This window comes from Mycobacterium pseudoshottsii JCM 15466, from assembly GCF_003584745.1.
Taxonomy (GTDB): domain Bacteria; phylum Actinomycetota; class Actinomycetes; order Mycobacteriales; family Mycobacteriaceae; genus Mycobacterium; species Mycobacterium marinum.
In genome coordinates, this window is record NZ_AP018410.1 from 475,858 (window position 1) to 492,832 (window position 16,975).

Below are 16,975 nucleotides of genomic sequence, written 5' to 3' on the forward strand. Positions count from 1 at the left end.
CAATGATGACCACCGAATCGGTTGCAGCCAAAGCTCAGGAGCGCGGAGCAAACGGAGCCGGCGGAGTTCGAGCCCCGTCCGACGATTCCAAGCCAACCGATGTCGGTGCCACCGTCGCCCGGCTGCGCCAGACGTTTGCCTCCGGGCGGACCCGCAACGTGCAGTGGCGCAAACAGCAACTGCTGCAGCTGCAAAGGTTGATGGAGGAAAACGAAGACGCCATCACCAAAGCGCTGGTCGAGGATCTGGACCGCAACCCGGTAGAGGCGTTCATCGCCGACATCGCAACGACCATCGCCGAAGCGAAGTACGCGGCCAAGAAGGTACGCAAGTGGATGCGGCGCAAGCACGTCTTGCTCGAAGCGCCGCAGTTGCCCGGCCGGGGCTGGGTGCAGTACGAGCCGTACGGCACCGTGCTGATCATCGGCGCCTGGAACTATCCGTTCTATCTGACGCTGGGTCCGGCGGTCGGTGCGATCGCGGCCGGCAACACCGTCGTTCTCAAACCCTCCGAAATCGCCGAGGCATCGTCGCGTTTGATGGCCGAATTGGTGCCCCGCTATCTGGACCGTGACGCGATTGCGGTGATCGAAGGCGACGGCGCGGTGAGCCAGGAGCTGATTGGGCAGGGCCTGGATCGGGTGATGTTCACCGGCGGCACCGAGATCGGCCGCAAGGTCTACGAAGGCGCCGCGCCGCATCTGACCCCGGTCACCCTCGAACTCGGCGGCAAGAGCCCGGTGATCGTAGCCGCGGACGCCGACATCGATGTCGCGGCCAAGCGGATCGCCTGGATCAAACTGCTCAACGGCGGCCAGACCTGTGTTGCTCCCGACTACGTGCTGGCTGACGCAACGATTCGGGACGAACTCGTGGGCAAGATCGGCGCCGCCGTCACCAAGTTCCGCTCCCAAGACGACCCCGACGGGCTGCGGATCGTCAACCGGCGCCAGTTCGACCGGTTGAGCGGCTACATCGCGGCTGCCGAATCCGAAGCCAAGGCCGGGGGTAAGTGCAAGGTTGAGGTGGGCGGCAAGTGCACGGCGGAGAGCCTGCGCATTCAGCCGACCGTGGTCGTCGACCCCGATCCGAGCGGTCCGGTGATGACCAACGAGATCTTCGGGCCGATCCTGCCGGTGCTCACCGTCAAATCGCTGGATGATGCCATCGGTTTCGTCAACTCACGGCCCAAGCCGTTGTCGGCATACCTGTTCACCAAGTCGCGCGAAATCCGCGAACGGGTGATCAACGAGGTGCCCGCGGGCGGCATGATGGTCAACCACCTCGCCTTCCAGGTGTCGACGGCGAAGTTGCCATTCGGCGGTGTCGGCGCCTCGGGCATGGGCGCCTACCACGGCAAGTGGGGCTTCGATGAGTTCAGTCACCGCAAGTCGGTGTTGACCAAGCCGACTCGCCCCGACCTCTCCAACATCATCTACCCGCCCTACACCGAGCGGGCCTTCAAGCTGGCTCGCCGGCTGTTCTAGCCTGACGCCCATGCCCAACGGCTTCGGCCTGGTGCCGGGCCGAACCCGACCGTGTCAACAGAGAGGAACCTGATGCCCGGAGTACAGGATCGCGTCGTCGTCGTCACCGGAGCCGGTGGGGGACTGGGCCGCGAATACGCGCTCACCCTTGCCCGAGAGGGAGCCAGCGTGGTCGTCAACGACCTCGGTGGGGCTCGCGACGGCACGGGCGCCGGATCGGCGATGGCCGATCAGGTTGTTACCGAGATCCGCGAGGGTGGCGGTCGCGCGGTCGCCAACTACGACAGTGTTGCCACCGAAGACGGCGCGGCGAACATCATCAAGACCGCGCTCGACGAGTTCGGCGCCGTGCATGGTGTGGTGAGCAACGCCGGCATCCTGCGTGACGGAACCTTCCACAAGATGACGTCGGAGAACTGGGACGCCGTGTTGAAGGTGCATCTCTACGGCGGCTACAACGTCGTCCGCGCGGCATGGCCACACTTTCGCGAGCAGAGCTACGGCCGGGTCGTCGTTGCCACCTCCACCAGCGGCCTGTTCGGCAACTTCGGGCAGACCAACTACGGCGCGGCCAAGCTCGGGCTGGTTGGCCTGATCAATACCCTGGCGCTGGAGGGCGCCAAGTACAACATCCATTCCAACGCGGTGGCCCCGATCGCGGCCACCCGGATGACCCAAGACATCATGCCCCCCGAGGTGCTCGAGAAGCTCACGCCGGAATTCGTCGCGCCCGTGGTGGCCTACCTGTGCACCGAGGAGTGCGCCGACAACGGGTCGGTGTTCATCGTCGGCGGCGGCAAGGTGCAGCGCGCCGCGCTGTTCCAGAACGACGGCGCCAACTTCCAGACGCCGCCGTCGGTGCAGGACATTGCGGCGCAGTGGGCTCAGATCACCGATCTGTCCGGCGCGCAAAAAGCCGGATTCAAGCTGTAACTATATGAAAGCTTGTGTCGTACAAGAGCTTTCTGGTCCGTCCGGCCTGGTCTACACCGAGGTAGACGACGTCTCAGATGGCGGCGGCAACGTCGTCATCGATGTTCGGGCGGCCGGGGTGTGCTTTCCGGATCTGCTGCTGACCAAGGGCGAATACCAACTGAAGCTGCCGCCGCCGTTCGTGCCGGGGCTGGAAACCGCGGGTGTCGTGCGGTCGGCGCCCGCGAGGTCGGGCTTTCGGGTAGGAGAACGGGTTTCGGCGTTCGGCGTACTCGGTGGCTACGCCGAACAAGTGGCGGTTCCGGTTTCCAACGTGGTGCGTAGCCCGGCCGAACTCGATGACGCCGAAGCGGTGTCATTGCTGGTCAACTACAACACCATGTACTTCGCGCTGGCTCGCCGGGCCGCGATGCGGCCGGGTGAGACGGTGTTGGTGCTCGGTGGTGCCGGCGGAGTTGGCACGGCGGCCATCCAGATCGCCAAGGCGATGGGCGCCGGCCAGGTGATAGCCGTGGTGCACCGGGAGGGTGCGATCGACTATGTCGCCTCGGTGGGAGCCGATGTGGTGCTGCCCTTGACCGAGGGCTGGGTCGAGGAGGTGCACAAGCACACGCACGGGCGGGGCGTGGATATCGTGGTCGACCCGATTGGTGGCCCGGTCTTCGATGATGCGATTCGCGCGCTGGCGATCGACGGCAAGCTCGTGGCGATCGGCTTCGCCGCGGGCAGCATCCCGACGCTCGCGGTCAATCGCTTGCTGCGGCGCAACGTCGGCGTGCTGGGTGTCGCGTGGGGCGAATACCTCAACCGGGTGCCCGGTTCGGTGTACTTGTTCTCCTGGGGGCTCAATCACCTGGTTTCCCTGGGGCTGAGACCGCCTCCGCCGCAGCGTTTTCCGCTCAGCGAGGCGCAAGCCGCGCTGCAGAGTCTGGCCGACGGCGCCGTGCTGGGCAAGATCGTTCTGGAGCCGTAGCGGGTGGGGGCCGGCCCGTGCCGGCGTGATTTGCGGCTCGTCGGACAGAGGTGGGACGACGAGGCCGCGAAGGCAACGATGCTATGAGGTTGGTGGCTCGGTGGGCGATTCGGTCGCCCGATCGCTGGGCAGCCCGGAACCCGCTGCTACTTGGCGTCGGTTCGCGACCTCTTTGGCGAACTCCTTCGCGATGCAGTGAAGGTATTCCGACAGCGCGGCCGGATCGCCGAGCACCTGTTGTATTCGCTGTTCGATCGTTTTCATCTTCGCCTGTGCGAAATCGTCATCGGTCTCCTGCGCCACGATTTCAAGGATTCGCATGCCGGCGCCGACGAAGTGCAGTGCGGTAATCGCGGGCGCCTCTTGATCTGTGAGCGCCGCCGATCCAAGAAGGTACGCGACGATGGAGACGAGTTCGTCCTGTGTGGGCTTCTTCACGGAAATCCCCGCCCTTCTACACAATTCATGGTGCGGTGCTCTCGGTCGGCTTCCCGAACCGGTTGTAATGCACCCCCGGTTGGAACGCGGCGCGGGGCGGGGCGGGCAGTGGGTTGCGGATCGGAATACCGATGCCGATGACGACATCTGGCCGAATGTGATCAGGAATATCCAGTACCGCTTGGACCGCGCCCTCGGTAAAGCTGCCGACGGTACAGATTCCGACGCCGAGTCCGACTGCTGCGAGGGTGATATGCGCCAGGGCGGCACCCGCATCGAGTTTCGTGTAGATGTCCACCGCGCGCGATCCCGCTAATGCAGCCGCCTTGTCGACATCGGTGCACAGAACAATGGCCGCCGTTGCGTTGCTGACCCAGCCGGGCACGACGTCGCCGAGTGTTGCGACCGAGGCGGGCTCGGTAACCACGACGATGTGACGAACTCCCGGCCGGAATGTCTGGGCACTTGCCGCCGCCTCGACCAGGGCACCGATTGCTTCAGTCGAAAGCTCTGTTTGCTCGAAGTCGCGGTGAGTGCGCCTTTTACGGAAGGCGTCCCACAATTTCAGATCTCTGTGGTCGTGATCAGCACTGGTACCCATATGCCTCCAGCCCGGTCCAAAGTCTGAGCGAGCCCCTCCACCGCCAGCCCGCCAAGCCGACAGCGCTTCGCCAGATAATCAGCGACGCAAACGTCATGACTTCTCATAACGTCATCGAGATCGCGCGCATCACGTGTCGCCGCTGGCCACCAGGTCAAGGATTCGTGCCGAACCTTGGGCTGTCCGCTTCCTGACTATCACAGACCGTGATGCTTGGCACCCTGACGCGCCAGGCGGAGGGTGTTTGCCGGGTGCGGTCGAGTCATCGTCGCAATGGTTGATGCCTCTGGTGGGGCCACCGAGTGCTGTAGCGGTCAGAGACCTCGGAGTTGCTGCACGAAATCGCAACTATCCGTCTGAGATTGAAGAGTCGGTTGGCCAGCACCGCCCACCGCGGCGGAATCCGCCCGTCCAAGACCGGCGCGAGTGTTGTCCAGGCGAACGTGAATTTCTATCGCCGAGCCGGCAACATCCCGATCCGCGCGCACCTGCTGGACGAAGGTTTGGTGAGACGAGGAACCGGCCGATGGCCGGGTAGAGTGCTTTAACCGGCGTTTACTCAGGGTGATTGCTCGACGAGGGCGGGATGCGCGATTGCGGATCGTGGGATGGTTAGTCAGCTGATCGGGCAGTTGGGCGCGGATGGGTTTGCCGACGCGGTCGAGGTGGGCCGTGGTGGTTTCGGGGTGGTGTACCGGGCCCGGCAGGTGGAATTGGATCGGGTGGTGGCGGTCAAGGTGCTGACCGCTGATCTGGAACAGAACCGGCCACGTTTTGAGCGTGAGCAGCGCGCGATGGCCAGATTGACCGGCCACCCCAACATCGTCTCGGTGCTGCAGGTGGGGCACACGCCCGGCGGCTATCCGTACCTGGTGATGCCGTTTTGCTCGCGCGGATCGGTGCAGGAGGTGATCACCGAGTGCGGCGGGTTGGCGGTCAGCGAGGTGCTGCGGCTGGGGGTGGCGGTAGCCGCGGGTCTGGAATCCGCCCACCGGCTCGGCATCGTTCATCGTGATGTCAAACCGGCCAATGTGTTGCTCACCGAGTTCGGTGACCCGGCCCTGACCGATTTCGGGATCGCCCACATGGTCGGCGGATTCCACACCGCCAGCGGCGTTTTCTCAGCCACCCCGGACTTCACCGCCCCGGAAGTCCTCAGCGGCAAAGAACCCGACCAGGCCTCAGACGTCTACGGGCTGGGAGCGACCCTGTTTTGCGCGTTGACCGGCCAACCACCGTTTGCCCGCCGCGACGGGGAAGTGCTCATGGCGCAGCTGCTGCGCATCGCCACCGAGTCCGCGCCCGACCTGCGCGCATACGGCGTTGACGACGACCTAGCCGTGGTGATTGGCGCGGCGCTCGCACCCGAACCCACTGCCCGCCCGGCCATGGTTGAGTTCGGCGAGGCGCTGCAAGAGCTTCAGGCCACCCGCGGCTTGGCTATCGACGCGATGGCGTTGCAGGGCGCCAAGCACACGGGCAAGACCGCCGCCGCCCGACCCGTGCCGCCGCCGCGAGTCCGGGGCAACCTGCCTGCTCCGTTGAGCGAGTTCGTCGGCCGCGCCGCCGAACTCGCGGCGCTGGCCGAGCTGTTCTCGACCGCGCGGTTGGTGACACTGGTCGGGGTCGGCGGGGTCGGCAAGACCACCCTGGCGCTGCGGGCCGCGCGCACCCGGGCCGCCGACTACCCAGCCGGGGTGTGGGTGATCGACATCGGCGAGTTGCGCGACGGCGCCCTGCTGCCCGGGCTGGCCGCGGGCGCCCTGGGAATCCACGATCAGGGCAGCAGGGCGCTGCCCGAGGTGATGGTCGACGCCATCGGCGAACGCGAAATGTTGCTGGTGTTCGACAACTGTGAACACGTCATCGACGAGGCCGCCGCGCTCATCGACACCCTGCTGCGCGGCTGCCCGAGGTTACAGATCGTGGCGACCAGCCGCGAACTACTCAGCCTCGACGGCGAAGCCGTGTTCGCCGTCTCCCCGCTGCGCTACCCAGACACCACCACCGGCACCAGCCGAGCCGCTCTCGCCGACTACGACGCGGTAGCTCTATTCGTTGAGCGGGCACAAGCCGCTCGGCCCGGCTTCACCCTTACCGAGCACAACGCCGGCGCCATTGCGCTCATCTGCTCGCGCCTCGACGGGGTCCCGCTGGCCGTCGAACTCGCCGCCGCGCGCGTGCGTGCCATGTCGGTGCAACAGATCGCCGCCCGGCTCTCCGAAAGCTTCGCGCTGCTCAGCCGCGGCTACCGCGGGTCGCCGACGCATCAACAAACTCTGCGCTGCTGCATCGACTGGAGCTACCAGCGCTGTTCCACTGCCGAACAACAACTCTGGGCGCGCCTTTCGGTATTTGCCGGCAGCTTCGACCTGGACCTGGCCCACCACGTCTGCGCCCCCGACACCTGCCCCGATGACCTGCTCGACCAGCTCTGCGAACTGGTCGACAAGTCGATCCTGAGCCGCATCGACAACAACGACGACGCCGAAGTGCGCTTTCGACTGCTGGCCACACTGCGCGAATACGGCGCATCGTGCCTGACCGCGGCCGACCACCAGCTCCTACGGCAACGCCACCTCGATGGGTATCGGCAACTAGTGGCCAAGGCCCACGCCGAATGGTTCAGCGAGCACCAAGTCAACTGGATCCGCCGCATGCGCCGCGAGCTGCCCAACGTCCAGGAAGCCCTGCAGTTCGGCCTGACTCATGCCCCCGACACCGCCCTGGAAATGGTCGCCGACCTGCGCATGCTCTTTATTGTCTCCGGCAAACTGAAGGAGGGCCGCCGCTGGCTCGATAGGGCATTGAGCGCTACCCCCGAGAGCTCAACAAAGAACCGGATCCGGGGGCTTACCACCGGAGTCGGTTTCGCTTACTTTCAGATGGACTGGCCGGCCGTGACGCAGTGGTTGGCCGAGGCCCGCAACCTGCTCGAGCTCGAGCCTTATCCCGAGATGGATGGCTTGTTCTGCGGCTACGACGGGTTCTCGACCTTACTGCGCGGCGAAATCGACCAGGCCCGCGTCAGTGCCGAACGCGGACTTGCCATCACCGGCGATTATGACGATTACCAGGTCCGAATTGGGCGCATGTGGGTGATGTCATTTCACTCCGCGCTGGTCGGTGACGCCGATCAGGCGCTGCACTGGGCTGAACGGGCATACGCCTTGGCCGAATCACGCCACGAGGTGCAGATGCGGACGTTCACTGTGAGTGCACTCGTAGTCGGCTGGCTCACGCGGGGCGATGTTGAACACGCCGATAGTGCGCTCCGGAAAGCCCTCGAGCTGTGCCGCGCCAGCGACTACCCCTTTGCTGGCGCCCAATGCTTGGAGGGGATGGCCTGGACGTCGGCGGCCAACAACAATCTGCGACGCGCGGTGGTCCTGATGACGGCAGCCGCCACGATCAGCCAGATAACTACCGGTTCCAGCACAACATTTTTTGCTGTGATGGGTCCATTTCATGCCGACTGCGAACGTCGGGCCCGCGCCGAATTATCCGAGACGGAGTTTGAAAGCGCTCGCATTCAGGGAGAATCACTAACCTTCGATGAGGCAGTGGCTTTTGCGTTGGGCCACGAATGGTAGCTCTCTGAAGTTTGCCGGCCCATGCGTGGCGTGCCCGCCGCACTGACCAAGCCGCGACGCATCGGACCGCTCATAGTGGTCGGGGTCGGCTACATCGCGCACCGATCGAATCGGTGAATCGCGGTCAGAACCGGTCACAGAATCACTACACTCGTCAATTAGCGAGCAAGACTGTTCGACGCAAGGCGTGTGGCTTGATCAACCCTCTGGCTGAGCAGCTCAACGTGGATGGCTTTGCCGACGCCGCGGAAGTCGGTCGCGGCGGTTTCGGTGTCGTGTATCGCTGCCGGCAAGTCGATCTGGATCGGGTAGTGGCGATCAAGGTGCTGACCATCGACCTTGACGAGAACCGGCCTCGCTTCGAGCGTGAGCAGCGGGCGATGGCCAAGCTGACCGGGCATCCCAACATCGTCTCTGTGCTCCAGATCGGTGAAACCCGCGACGGCCACCCGTACCTGGTGATGCCGTATTGCCGGCGGGGTTCCGTGCAAACCGAAATCAGTCGGTTGGGCCGGCTATCGTTGGCGGACGTCTTGCAGCTCGGCGTCGCCCTGGCGGCGGGGCTGGAATCGGCACACCGGCTGGATATCCTGCATCGGGATATCAAACCGGCCAATGTGTTGCTCACCGATTTCGGCGAGCCCGCCCTGACCGATTTCGGGCTCGCCCACATGGCCGGCGGATTCAGAACAGCCACCGGCCTGTTCACCGCCTCCCCGGCCTTTACCGCCAGCGAGCTGGCTCGCGGCGGTGAACCCGATCGTGCGTCGGATGTATACGGGGTGGGCGCGACGCTGTTTTGCGCGCTGACCGGTCACGCTCCCTTTGAGCGCCGCAAGGGCGAATCGGTGATCGCGCAGATATTCCGGGTGGCCAACGATCCAGTTCCCGATCTAGCCGAGTATGACGTCGCCGAAGACGTCGCGTCGGTGGTGAACAGGGCACTGTCTCGTGACCCAGCGGCTCGACCCACCATGGTCGAGCTTGGTGAGGCGATTCAGAGTCTGCAGGCCGCCCATGGCCAGGCCGTCGACGCAATGGCGCTGGAGGGCGGCAAGCGGTCCACCTCCGTCTCAAGCGAATCAGCCTGGCACGTATCGGCAAGACAAACTCGAGGAAATCTGCCCGCGAAGCTCGCGGGTTTTGTCGGGCGCCAGGCCGAACTCGCCGAGCTTGGTGCCCTGATCTCGACGTCGCGACTGGTCACCTTGACCGGGGTGGGCGGGGTCGGCAAGACCTCCCTGGCGGTGCAGGCTGCCGGGGAACATGTGTCCCATTTCCACGATGGCGTGTGGCTGGTCGACATCGGCGAGCTCAGCGACGGGGCGCTACTGGCCGGGCTGGCGGCGCGCATGTTGGGTATTCGGGATCAGGGTGCAAGACCGCTGACCGAGGTGCTCACCGACGCCCTCGCCGAACGCGATGCGCTGGTGATCTTCGATGGCTGCGAATACGTCATCGACCACGCCGCCCAGCTCATTGACACACTGCTGCAAGGCTGCCCGCAGCTGCACATCCTGGCAACCAGCCGCGAACTCCTCGGTATCGGCGGGGAGGCGGTGCTGGCCCTGTCCCCACTGCCCTACCCTGACGCAGCGTCCGTTTCCAGCCGCAGCAGCGTAGCCCGCTATGACGCCGTGGCTTTGTTCGTGGAGCGTGCCCGCACTGCCCGACCCGGCTTCACCTTGACCCAGCGCAACGCGGCCGCGGGTGCCCGTATTTGCGAGCGGCTCGACGGATTGCCGTTGGCAATCGAGTTGGCCGCCGCACGCCTGCGTGCCATGTCGGTCGAGCAGATCGCCGACCGGCTCTCGGACCGCTTTGGCTTGCTGACCCGTGGCCAGCGCGGCGCACCAACCCGTCAGCAAACTTTGAGCTACTGCATCGATTGGAGCTACGACCACTGCACGCCCATCCAACAACAGTTGTGGGCGCGGTTATCGGTGTTCGCCGGCAGCTTCGACCTCGACGCGGCCCAATACGTCGCCCCGCAAGACATGGACGCCGACGACCTGCTCGACGAACTTTGCGCACTGGTGGACAAGTCGATCCTCATTCGCACCGAAGATGATGGTGCGGTGCGGTTTCGGCTGCTGAGCACGATGCGTGAGTATGGCAATTCACGCATCGACGCTGAGCAGTACCAAGGCCTGCAACAGTCACACTTCGACTGGTGTGAGCGGCTGGTGACCCAGGCTCACCTCGAATGGTTCAGTCAAAAGCAGGTCGACTGGATTCACCGCCTGCGCAGCGAACTTCCCAATATCGAGGAGGCGCTGCAGTTCGGGCTGGAAAAGGCTCCGGAGAGCGTCCTGCTGATGGCGGCCAAGCTCCGCAATCTCTTTGTCGCCTCAGGGAAATTACAGGTCGGAAGGCTTTGGGTGGAGCGGGCGTTGAGCACGACGACCTCCGCTCAGCCATCCGGTGCACGGATCGCCGCCCTTGCCGCCCTCGCAATGTTTGCCGTCCTACAGACTGACTGGCCGACCGCACAATCATGTGTGGCGCAAGCACACGAACACGGCGCGGCGGTGCCCGACCCCATTGCCGAATCGCTGCTCGGGGTTGCGCGGGGCCTCGGCGCTCTGCTGCAAGGGCAGGTTGAGCAGGTCCAGACCGATGCCGAGCAAGGATTGGCCGCGGGCGACTTTGAGCTGCAAGTGCTCGGCATGTGGCTGATGTCGCTGCGCCACTTGGCAGTTGGCGATCCTGAACCCGCACTGCGCTGGGCGGAGAAAGCCCACTCGGTGTCCGAATCGCGTGTCGAAGTCCAGATGCGGACATACTCCTTGAGCGCCCTGGCGGTGAGCCACCTGATGCTGGGCGACACCGGGTCCGCCGAGCGCAGCCTGCGGGAGGGCCTGAAACTGTGCCAGGTGATCGATGATCCCTGGTCGGGGGCCAGCTACCTGGAGGGGCTGGCCTGGACCGCCGGGGCCAACGGAAACCTGCGACGTGCCGTGGTGCTGATGGCAGCGGCCGCCGCGCTGAGCCGCTCCAGCGGAGCGGGATCCACCGTCATAGCGCTGGTGGGGTCCATGCACCAGCAGTGCCAACGCGCGGCACGGGAAGAGCTATCCGACGCCGTCTTTGAGGCTGCCTGCGTCGAAGGTGAGTCGCTGAGCTTCGACGAGGCGGCGGACGTTGCGCTGACCGAGCCGTAGCGCGGAGCTTTCCTTCCCGGCCGCAAGGCGATCCGGCTCCTCGCCATGGGGTGGGTATTCGCCGGGCGCAGCGGGCGCCTCCATCACGGGTGGGCGCCGCGGCGAGATCGGTGTCCAAGACCTGGGATACGCGTATCCCTTTCGCGGCAATCGCAGTCTGGATGCTTATCGGCCCGGCCGGTCAGCGCGAAAATCCGAGCACGCGTCGAAAGTCCTCGGCGAGCCAGGACAACAGGGCGGCTGCGGTACGGACAAAAAAATGACCACCGGGCATGGCCACCACCTCGAATGTCGCGCTGGTCATTTCGCCCCATCGGGTCAGCTCGGATTGGTCGAAGGTGACGTCGCCAACCCCGCCCAGTGCTGTTATCGGGCACGATAACGGCGGTGCCGGGCGGTACAGATATTCCTCGCAGGCGGTCAGATCGGCTCTCGCGATCGGCAGCATGAGATCCATCAACTCAGCGTTGTGCAAGAGTTCGCTGGGGGTACCTCCGAAGCTGTTGAGGCGGCTGAGCAGCGCACTGTCGGACAAGGCCGAAAGATATTGCCCACGATTAGGGGGCCAAAAAACGACCGGGGGGCGGCTGGCCGCTGCATAAAGCTTCACCGGCAGCGGCGCGCGTTGCTGCCTCAGTTCTCGGGCCAGCTCAAAAGTCACCAGGGCGCCCATGCTGTGCCCGAACAATGCGTACGGTCCGTCAAGATCAGCCGCGAGCTCTCGAGCAAACACGCAGGCGATCTCGCCGATGGCGGTCAGTGGCGGCTGGCCGAACCGCCGCCCGTGACCCGGGTACTCGAGCGGCACCACCCGAACCCAGGACGGCAACCGGTCAGACCACTCACCATAGAGCGACGCACTGCCAATCGCGTGCGGGACACAGTAGACCCGGAGCGCCGGCGGCATCACGCTCAGCCGCTGCGCCGGGCGGTCGCACCCTTCGGGGGTGCACCATGCGGTCGTGCCAGCCAATAGCTGAGTCGCTCGACGGTGGCTCCATTGAGAAGTTCTCGCAGCGGCGGCTCGCAACCGAACGCCACCGCTATGCGCTCACTGACCACCAACGCCTGAATCGAGTCGCCGCCACTGTCCTGCAAACTGTCGTGGGCACCCACCGGCCTACCCAGGACGTCCTCCCAGATTCGCCCTAGATGTGCGCGGGCCGCGGCTTGCGCGTTGGCGGCCTGGCGTAGCGCGACCCGACGACTGGCGTGCAGGCAGTGCAGTCGTGTTTCGCTGGCGAAATCAGGCAGCGGCGCCGATCCCCCGTCCGCGAGCGCGGCGATGGCTTCCTCGTAGGCCTCGAGGATCATGTGGACGTAATCGGCGGCAAGCAATCGAGGATCGAACTCCACCCCTATTCCGAGCGCCCCCGCTTCGCGACTGAAGACGATGACGAACGGCAGATTGGTGTGTTCAATTATCTTGCGGCGCAGCACCGTGGCTTGTTCGGTTACGGAGTCTTCGGCCTTCGCGGGATCCAAATCCACGTAGTTGAACGCCGTATCGAAGAGCCTTCCGATGCCGTTGTCGCGTTGAATCGTTCGTAGCGGCACCCGGCGGTGGGGCAGGCCATCGTGCTCCGCGGCGAACACGCCGTCGAGGAGCGCCGCGTAGCTCGCAGCGTTCAATCTGATCCGCAGCGGGACGGTATTGAGGAACATGCCCAGCACACTCTCGGCGTCCTCGGTCTCGGGGCGGCCGTTGACCACCAGTCCGGTCACCACATCATCGCTAGCCGCCATCCGGCCCATGACCACCAGGTGCGCCGCAAGAAGGGTGCTCTTGATTGATTACTCGCCGCTGTCGTGCCAGATCGCGCAGGCGCCCCTCAGCCTCGCTTGGCAACTCGTGGAATATCACCTCGAGGCGGCTGGTCCCTGAGCGGGTGGCCGGGAAAAGACACGGGATCAGCCCCTGCAACTGGTGTCGCCAGAACGCCCGCGACGGGCTGCCCTCTGCCTCGCTCTCGAGCATGATGAAGTCACGGAAGTGCGTTTGCAGACGCTCGCGGGTCGGCGGCTGCCCGGCGGTCCGGAAAGAGTCGTAGCTGCAGAGCAAGTCGCGCTGCAACTCCACCACGCTCCACCCGTCGAGCAAGGCGTGGTGGAAACTCAGGCTCATGTCGAACCGGTCCTCGCCACGCACATGGACTATCAACTCCAGCGGCGTGCGAGTGCGCCACTCTATCGGGCGACGGGCCTCAGTTTCCATCCACTCCGACAGCGACGCCTCCTGTTCGGCCTCGGTCAGACCGGACAGATCGAAGACCTTCAGCGGCGTCGACACGGACTCGTGCACCAGCTGCAGCGGTACCGAATAAGCCGACAAATCAAACGTTGTGCGCAGGATCGGATGGCGCAGCGTCATCTCGAAGAGCGCCGAGCGAAACGCGTTCTCATCCCACGGCGACTGCACCAGGTAGCTGACCACGTCGTGGTACACACTCGGCCCGTCGATGCGGCTGTGGAAGAGCATGCCGGCCTGCAGCGCCGACAGCGGATAGGCGTCGCTTACATCGGCGGGCAAGGCACCTTCCGGGCCCTCCGGGACCAGCAGCCGCTTGGCCTTGCGTTCTATCCTCGCCGGTTGCTGCGGTGTCTCGGTTGGTACCAGCCCCGTGGCGAGTTCCGCGGGCGTCTGGTGCCGGAAGACATCCTGGACTGACAGCTGCAGACCGAGGGCCTTGGCCTTGGCCGATACCCGCACGGCCATCATCGAGTCGCCGCCGATGTCGAAGAAGTTGTCGTCGGCGGCGACCGAGGACAGCTCCAAGACCTCGGCGAACACACCGCAGATCCGGTCGAGCACCGGCCCCACGTCATCCGTCGACTTCTTGATGAGCTTGATGGTCGCGTCCCGCGCTATCCGGATCGTGTCGTTGAGATCAATTCGTACCGTGAGCTCTTCGACGGTGTCACCTGCCGCCGGCGCACTCGGACCAGTCCGGGCCTGCGGTTCTCTGGGCGCTGGAAGGGCCGCTCGATCGATCTTTCCGTTGACCGTCAGCGGCAAGGATTCCAAGGTGACGAAGGACGACGGGAGCATGTAGTCGGGGAGACGCGAAGTGAGGGCTCGGCGGGTCTGGGCAACCGGCAGTTCCTCGCCCCCACGCGTGACAACGTAGGCCACCAGGCGGGGTTCGCCGCCCTCGGTCCGGACCATCGCGTAGCAAGCCATTACCTGTTCGAGTCCGAGGACCGCCGTCTCGACCTCGCCGAGTTCGATGCGGAAACCGCGCAATTGGACTTGGTGGTCCAAGCGGCCGAAATACTCGATCTCCCCGTTGGATAGCCGTCGACCGCTATCCCCGGACCGATAGAGTCGCTCGCCCGCGCGGAACGGGTGCTCGATGAAACGTTGCGCGGTCAGTTCGGGCATCCCAAGATAGCCATTCGCCAGGCCTGGCCCGCCCACGCAGATCTCACCTGGCACGCCGTAGGGGACCAGGTTGCCCACCGAATCGGTCAGCAGACACTCCAAGTCAGGTACCGGGCGACCGATGATGGAGCTGTGCGCACCGAAGATGTCGGCGCGCATCAGCCGGCGGAATGTGACATGCACCGTGGTCTCGGTGATGCCGTACATGTTGATCAACTCAGGATGCTCATCACCGTGGGCCTTGACCCACGGGATGAGGTCCGCGAACGTCAACATCTCCCCGCCGAAGATCACATACCGCAGGAAAAGTCTGCTCGCGGCACCTTCAATGTCGGCGTCGGCGTCTCGGACCAGACGAAACGCTGACGGAGTCTGACTGAGCACGGTGATCCGCTCGTTGGACAGCAGCTCGCGGAATTCCGCGGGATTGCGGGTCACCAGGTAGGGCACGACCACCACACACGCACCATGCAGCAGCGCCCCCCAGAGCTCCCACACGGAGAAGTCGAACGCCACCGAGTGGAACATCGTCCACCGGTCGTCGCTGTTGAACTCGAAGAGTTCGTCGGTCGCGCTGAATAGCCGCACGACGTTGTGATGGGTCACCGCAACGCCCTTGGGCCGACCGGTCGAACCCGAGGTGTAGATCACGTAGGCGGTGTCGTCGGCGGACACCTCGACGTGCCGTGCTGGGGCGGGGGTTGCACTGATGACGTCGACCTCGATCGTTGGCGCGCCATGTGCAGACACCACGTGCCGCAGGGCTGACTCGGTGACGATCATCGACGGACCACAATCGCTCAAGACGAGCTCGACGCGTGCGGCTGGCCAGCTCGGGTCGATGGGCACGTATGCAGCGCCGGTCTTCAGGATGGCCAGGATCGCGACCGGTAGGCGGTCGGTTCGCTCCAGCAGCAGTGCCACCTTGTCGCCGTGTGCGACCCCGCTATCGATCAGCAGGGCGGCCAGGGCATTGGACTCGGCGTCAAGAACTGCATAGCTCAGGTCACGGCCGGCAAACCGCACGGCCGTTGCGTCCGGGTGTGCTGCGGCCTGCACCTCGAATCCGCGGTGCAGCGTCGGGTAGGCCGGAGCAATGTCGCGGCGTGCGTCGAGGACTTCCAACTCGTCGATCTCGTCATCGGTCAACATCGAGAAGCCTGCGAGCGCGATCCGCGGTTGAGCCAGCGCGGACTTCAACAGGGTGACCAGGTGGCCGGCCATCCGCTCGATGGTGTCGGTGTTCCACAGCGCGACGCTGAAATCGAAGACCAGGTGGAGGCCGCCCGCAGCGTCGGGCTCCACGCTCAGCCCCAACTTGAACAAGGCGCGGCCGGGATCGTGTGGCACGGCGGTTACTCGTACACCGTCGATCACCGGGCCCGACGAGCCCGATATTTCCGGTACGAAGGACACCTCGATCAGCTGTGCGGACTTGGCCAGTTGCGGGCCGAACCGCTCCAGTAGGTCATCGAAAGACACATCGCCGTGGGCGCGCGCCTCGCCCAGACGCGCGGCCGTGCGGGCGGCGTGTGTCGCCAGCGTCAAGCCCTCGGCGAAGTCGGCGCGAATCGGCGACAGGTCGGCAAAGTATCCGATGGTCGTCGACGGCACCGAAGGCGGCCGGTTCGGGGTTGGCACGCCGACGACCACCGTGTCCTGGCTGGTGTAGCGGTGCAGCAGGTATTGCCACATCGCCAAGATGATCGTCGAGCGATCCACGTCCAGGCGGCCGGCAACCTCATCGAGCTCAATCCGGACGTCATTCTCCAACTGCAGACTGACGCGGGCGCCACGGAACGAGGGACTAGTGGTCTGCGGCCGGTCGGTGGGTAGTTCCAGGCGCGCGGGCATGCCCGTCAGGGTGCGGTCCCAATACGCCAGGCTCTGCTTGTTATGCGGCCCAGCCGATCTCGCAACCTGCGCCCGAGCCAGCTCACTCATCGTGATGTCCCGGCCAGGGCCTGACGCGCCATGACGCGGGTTGGCGTAGATCGCCGAGAGCTCGCCGAACAATTGGGCTTCGGCCCAGAAATCCGCGACGATGTGGTGGTAATTCATCCCCAGGATCAGCCGGTCGTCGTCGATTTGAATGATCATCGCCCGAAACGGCGGATCGACCGCGATATTGATCGGGCGGCGCGCATCGGCGTCGATCAAGTCCTGCGCCAGCTGTTCGCGGATGGCTGCGTCGCGGTCACGCAGGTCGTGCATCTGCACCCGGCCCGGCGACCCGATGATTTGCACGACACCCTGGTCGCGCTCGGGAAATATGGTGGCCAGCGAGGGATGCCGCCGGGCCAGAAGTTCGAGCGCCTTGCGCAGCCGCACCGCGTCGATATCGCCGAGCAGGTTGAAGTACCGCTGCGAGCACAACTCCTTGCCGCCACCGCTCATTCGGTCG

10 protein-coding genes are annotated in these 16,975 nt (G+C 65.0%); 5 read left to right on the plus strand and 5 right to left on the minus strand.

Going from position 1 to position 16,975, the window contains the following annotated elements:
* Positions 1–2 precede the first annotated feature (2 nt).
* The 3 genes from MPSD_RS02270 (at position 3) to MPSD_RS02280 (ending at position 3,393) form a co-directional block, all read left to right on the plus strand.
* The gene (locus MPSD_RS02270) at positions 3–1,487 is read left to right on the plus strand and encodes an aldehyde dehydrogenase family protein (RefSeq protein WP_020785133.1); all 1,485 of its coding nucleotides are present in this window, start codon (positions 3–5) and stop codon (positions 1,485–1,487) included.
* Positions 1,488–1,559: 72 nt separating this feature from the next.
* Positions 1,560–2,420, plus strand: a complete 861-nt coding sequence (locus tag MPSD_RS02275; protein ID WP_011742271.1) for an SDR family oxidoreductase — start codon at positions 1,560–1,562, stop codon at positions 2,418–2,420.
* 4 nt (positions 2,421–2,424) lie between these two features.
* Entirely contained in the window at positions 2,425–3,393 is a 969-nt protein-coding gene (locus tag MPSD_RS02280; protein ID WP_020785132.1) for an NADPH:quinone oxidoreductase family protein, read from the plus strand.
* Between the two features lie 81 nt (positions 3,394–3,474).
* Here MPSD_RS02280 and MPSD_RS02285 read toward each other — a convergent pair whose 3' ends face one another.
* On the minus strand, positions 3,475–3,831 hold the full coding sequence (locus MPSD_RS02285) for a DUF6092 family protein (protein WP_015354139.1): 357 nt from the start codon (positions 3,829–3,831) through the stop codon (positions 3,475–3,477).
* Positions 3,832–3,856: 25 nt separating this feature from the next.
* Positions 3,857–4,432, minus strand: coding sequence for a nitroreductase family protein (locus tag MPSD_RS02290; protein WP_020785131.1), 576 nt, complete (start codon positions 4,430–4,432; stop codon positions 3,857–3,859).
* A gap of 608 nt (positions 4,433–5,040) precedes the next feature.
* Between MPSD_RS02290 and MPSD_RS02300 the strand changes: the two genes are divergently transcribed.
* The gene (locus MPSD_RS02300) at positions 5,041–8,025 is read left to right on the plus strand and encodes a protein kinase domain-containing protein (RefSeq protein WP_086084879.1); all 2,985 of its coding nucleotides are present in this window, start codon (positions 5,041–5,043) and stop codon (positions 8,023–8,025) included.
* Between the two features lie 194 nt (positions 8,026–8,219).
* Positions 8,220–11,189 (plus strand): protein kinase domain-containing protein, encoded by a 2,970-nt coding sequence (locus MPSD_RS02305; RefSeq protein WP_223161626.1) that lies wholly within the window; start codon positions 8,220–8,222, stop codon positions 11,187–11,189.
* Between the two features lie 181 nt (positions 11,190–11,370).
* On the opposite strand, the gene MPSD_RS02310 is transcribed toward MPSD_RS02305, so the two are convergent.
* The 3 genes from MPSD_RS02310 to MPSD_RS02315 are packed head-to-tail and all read right to left on the minus strand — an operon-like array spanning position 11,371 to position 16,968.
* Positions 11,371–12,096, minus strand: coding sequence for a thioesterase II family protein (locus tag MPSD_RS02310; protein WP_036426990.1), 726 nt, complete (start codon positions 12,094–12,096; stop codon positions 11,371–11,373).
* 5 nt (positions 12,097–12,101) lie between these two features.
* The gene (locus MPSD_RS30095; protein ID WP_262491566.1) at positions 12,102–12,935 is read right to left on the minus strand and encodes a condensation domain-containing protein; all 834 of its coding nucleotides are present in this window, start codon (positions 12,933–12,935) and stop codon (positions 12,102–12,104) included.
* Complete coding sequence (locus tag MPSD_RS02315) at positions 12,925–16,968, minus strand: non-ribosomal peptide synthetase (RefSeq protein WP_265339066.1); 4,044 nt, start codon at positions 16,966–16,968, stop codon at positions 12,925–12,927. Before MPSD_RS02315 ends, MPSD_RS30095 begins: the two co-directional genes overlap by 11 nt.
* Positions 16,969–16,975: the final 7 nt, after the last annotated feature.

Coding starts and splice junctions, on each gene's coding strand:
- MPSD_RS02275 (WP_011742271.1), top strand. CDS start 1,560: ATGCCCGGAGTACAGGATCGCGTCGTCGTCGTCACCGGAGCCGGTGGG.
- MPSD_RS02270 (WP_020785133.1), top strand. CDS start 3: ATGATGACCACCGAATCGGTTGCAGCCAAAGCTCAGGAGCGCGGAGCA.
- MPSD_RS02300 (WP_086084879.1), top strand. CDS start 5,041: ATGGTTAGTCAGCTGATCGGGCAGTTGGGCGCGGATGGGTTTGCCGAC.
- MPSD_RS02310 (WP_036426990.1), bottom strand. CDS start 12,096: ATGCCGCCGGCGCTCCGGGTCTACTGTGTCCCGCACGCGATTGGCAGT.
- MPSD_RS02315 (WP_265339066.1), bottom strand. CDS start 16,968: ATGAGCGGTGGCGGCAAGGAGTTGTGCTCGCAGCGGTACTTCAACCTG.
- MPSD_RS02280 (WP_020785132.1), top strand. CDS start 2,425: ATGAAAGCTTGTGTCGTACAAGAGCTTTCTGGTCCGTCCGGCCTGGTC.
- MPSD_RS02290 (WP_020785131.1), bottom strand. CDS start 4,432: ATGGGTACCAGTGCTGATCACGACCACAGAGATCTGAAATTGTGGGAC.
- MPSD_RS30095 (WP_262491566.1), bottom strand. CDS start 12,935: ATGGCGGCTAGCGATGATGTGGTGACCGGACTGGTGGTCAACGGCCGC.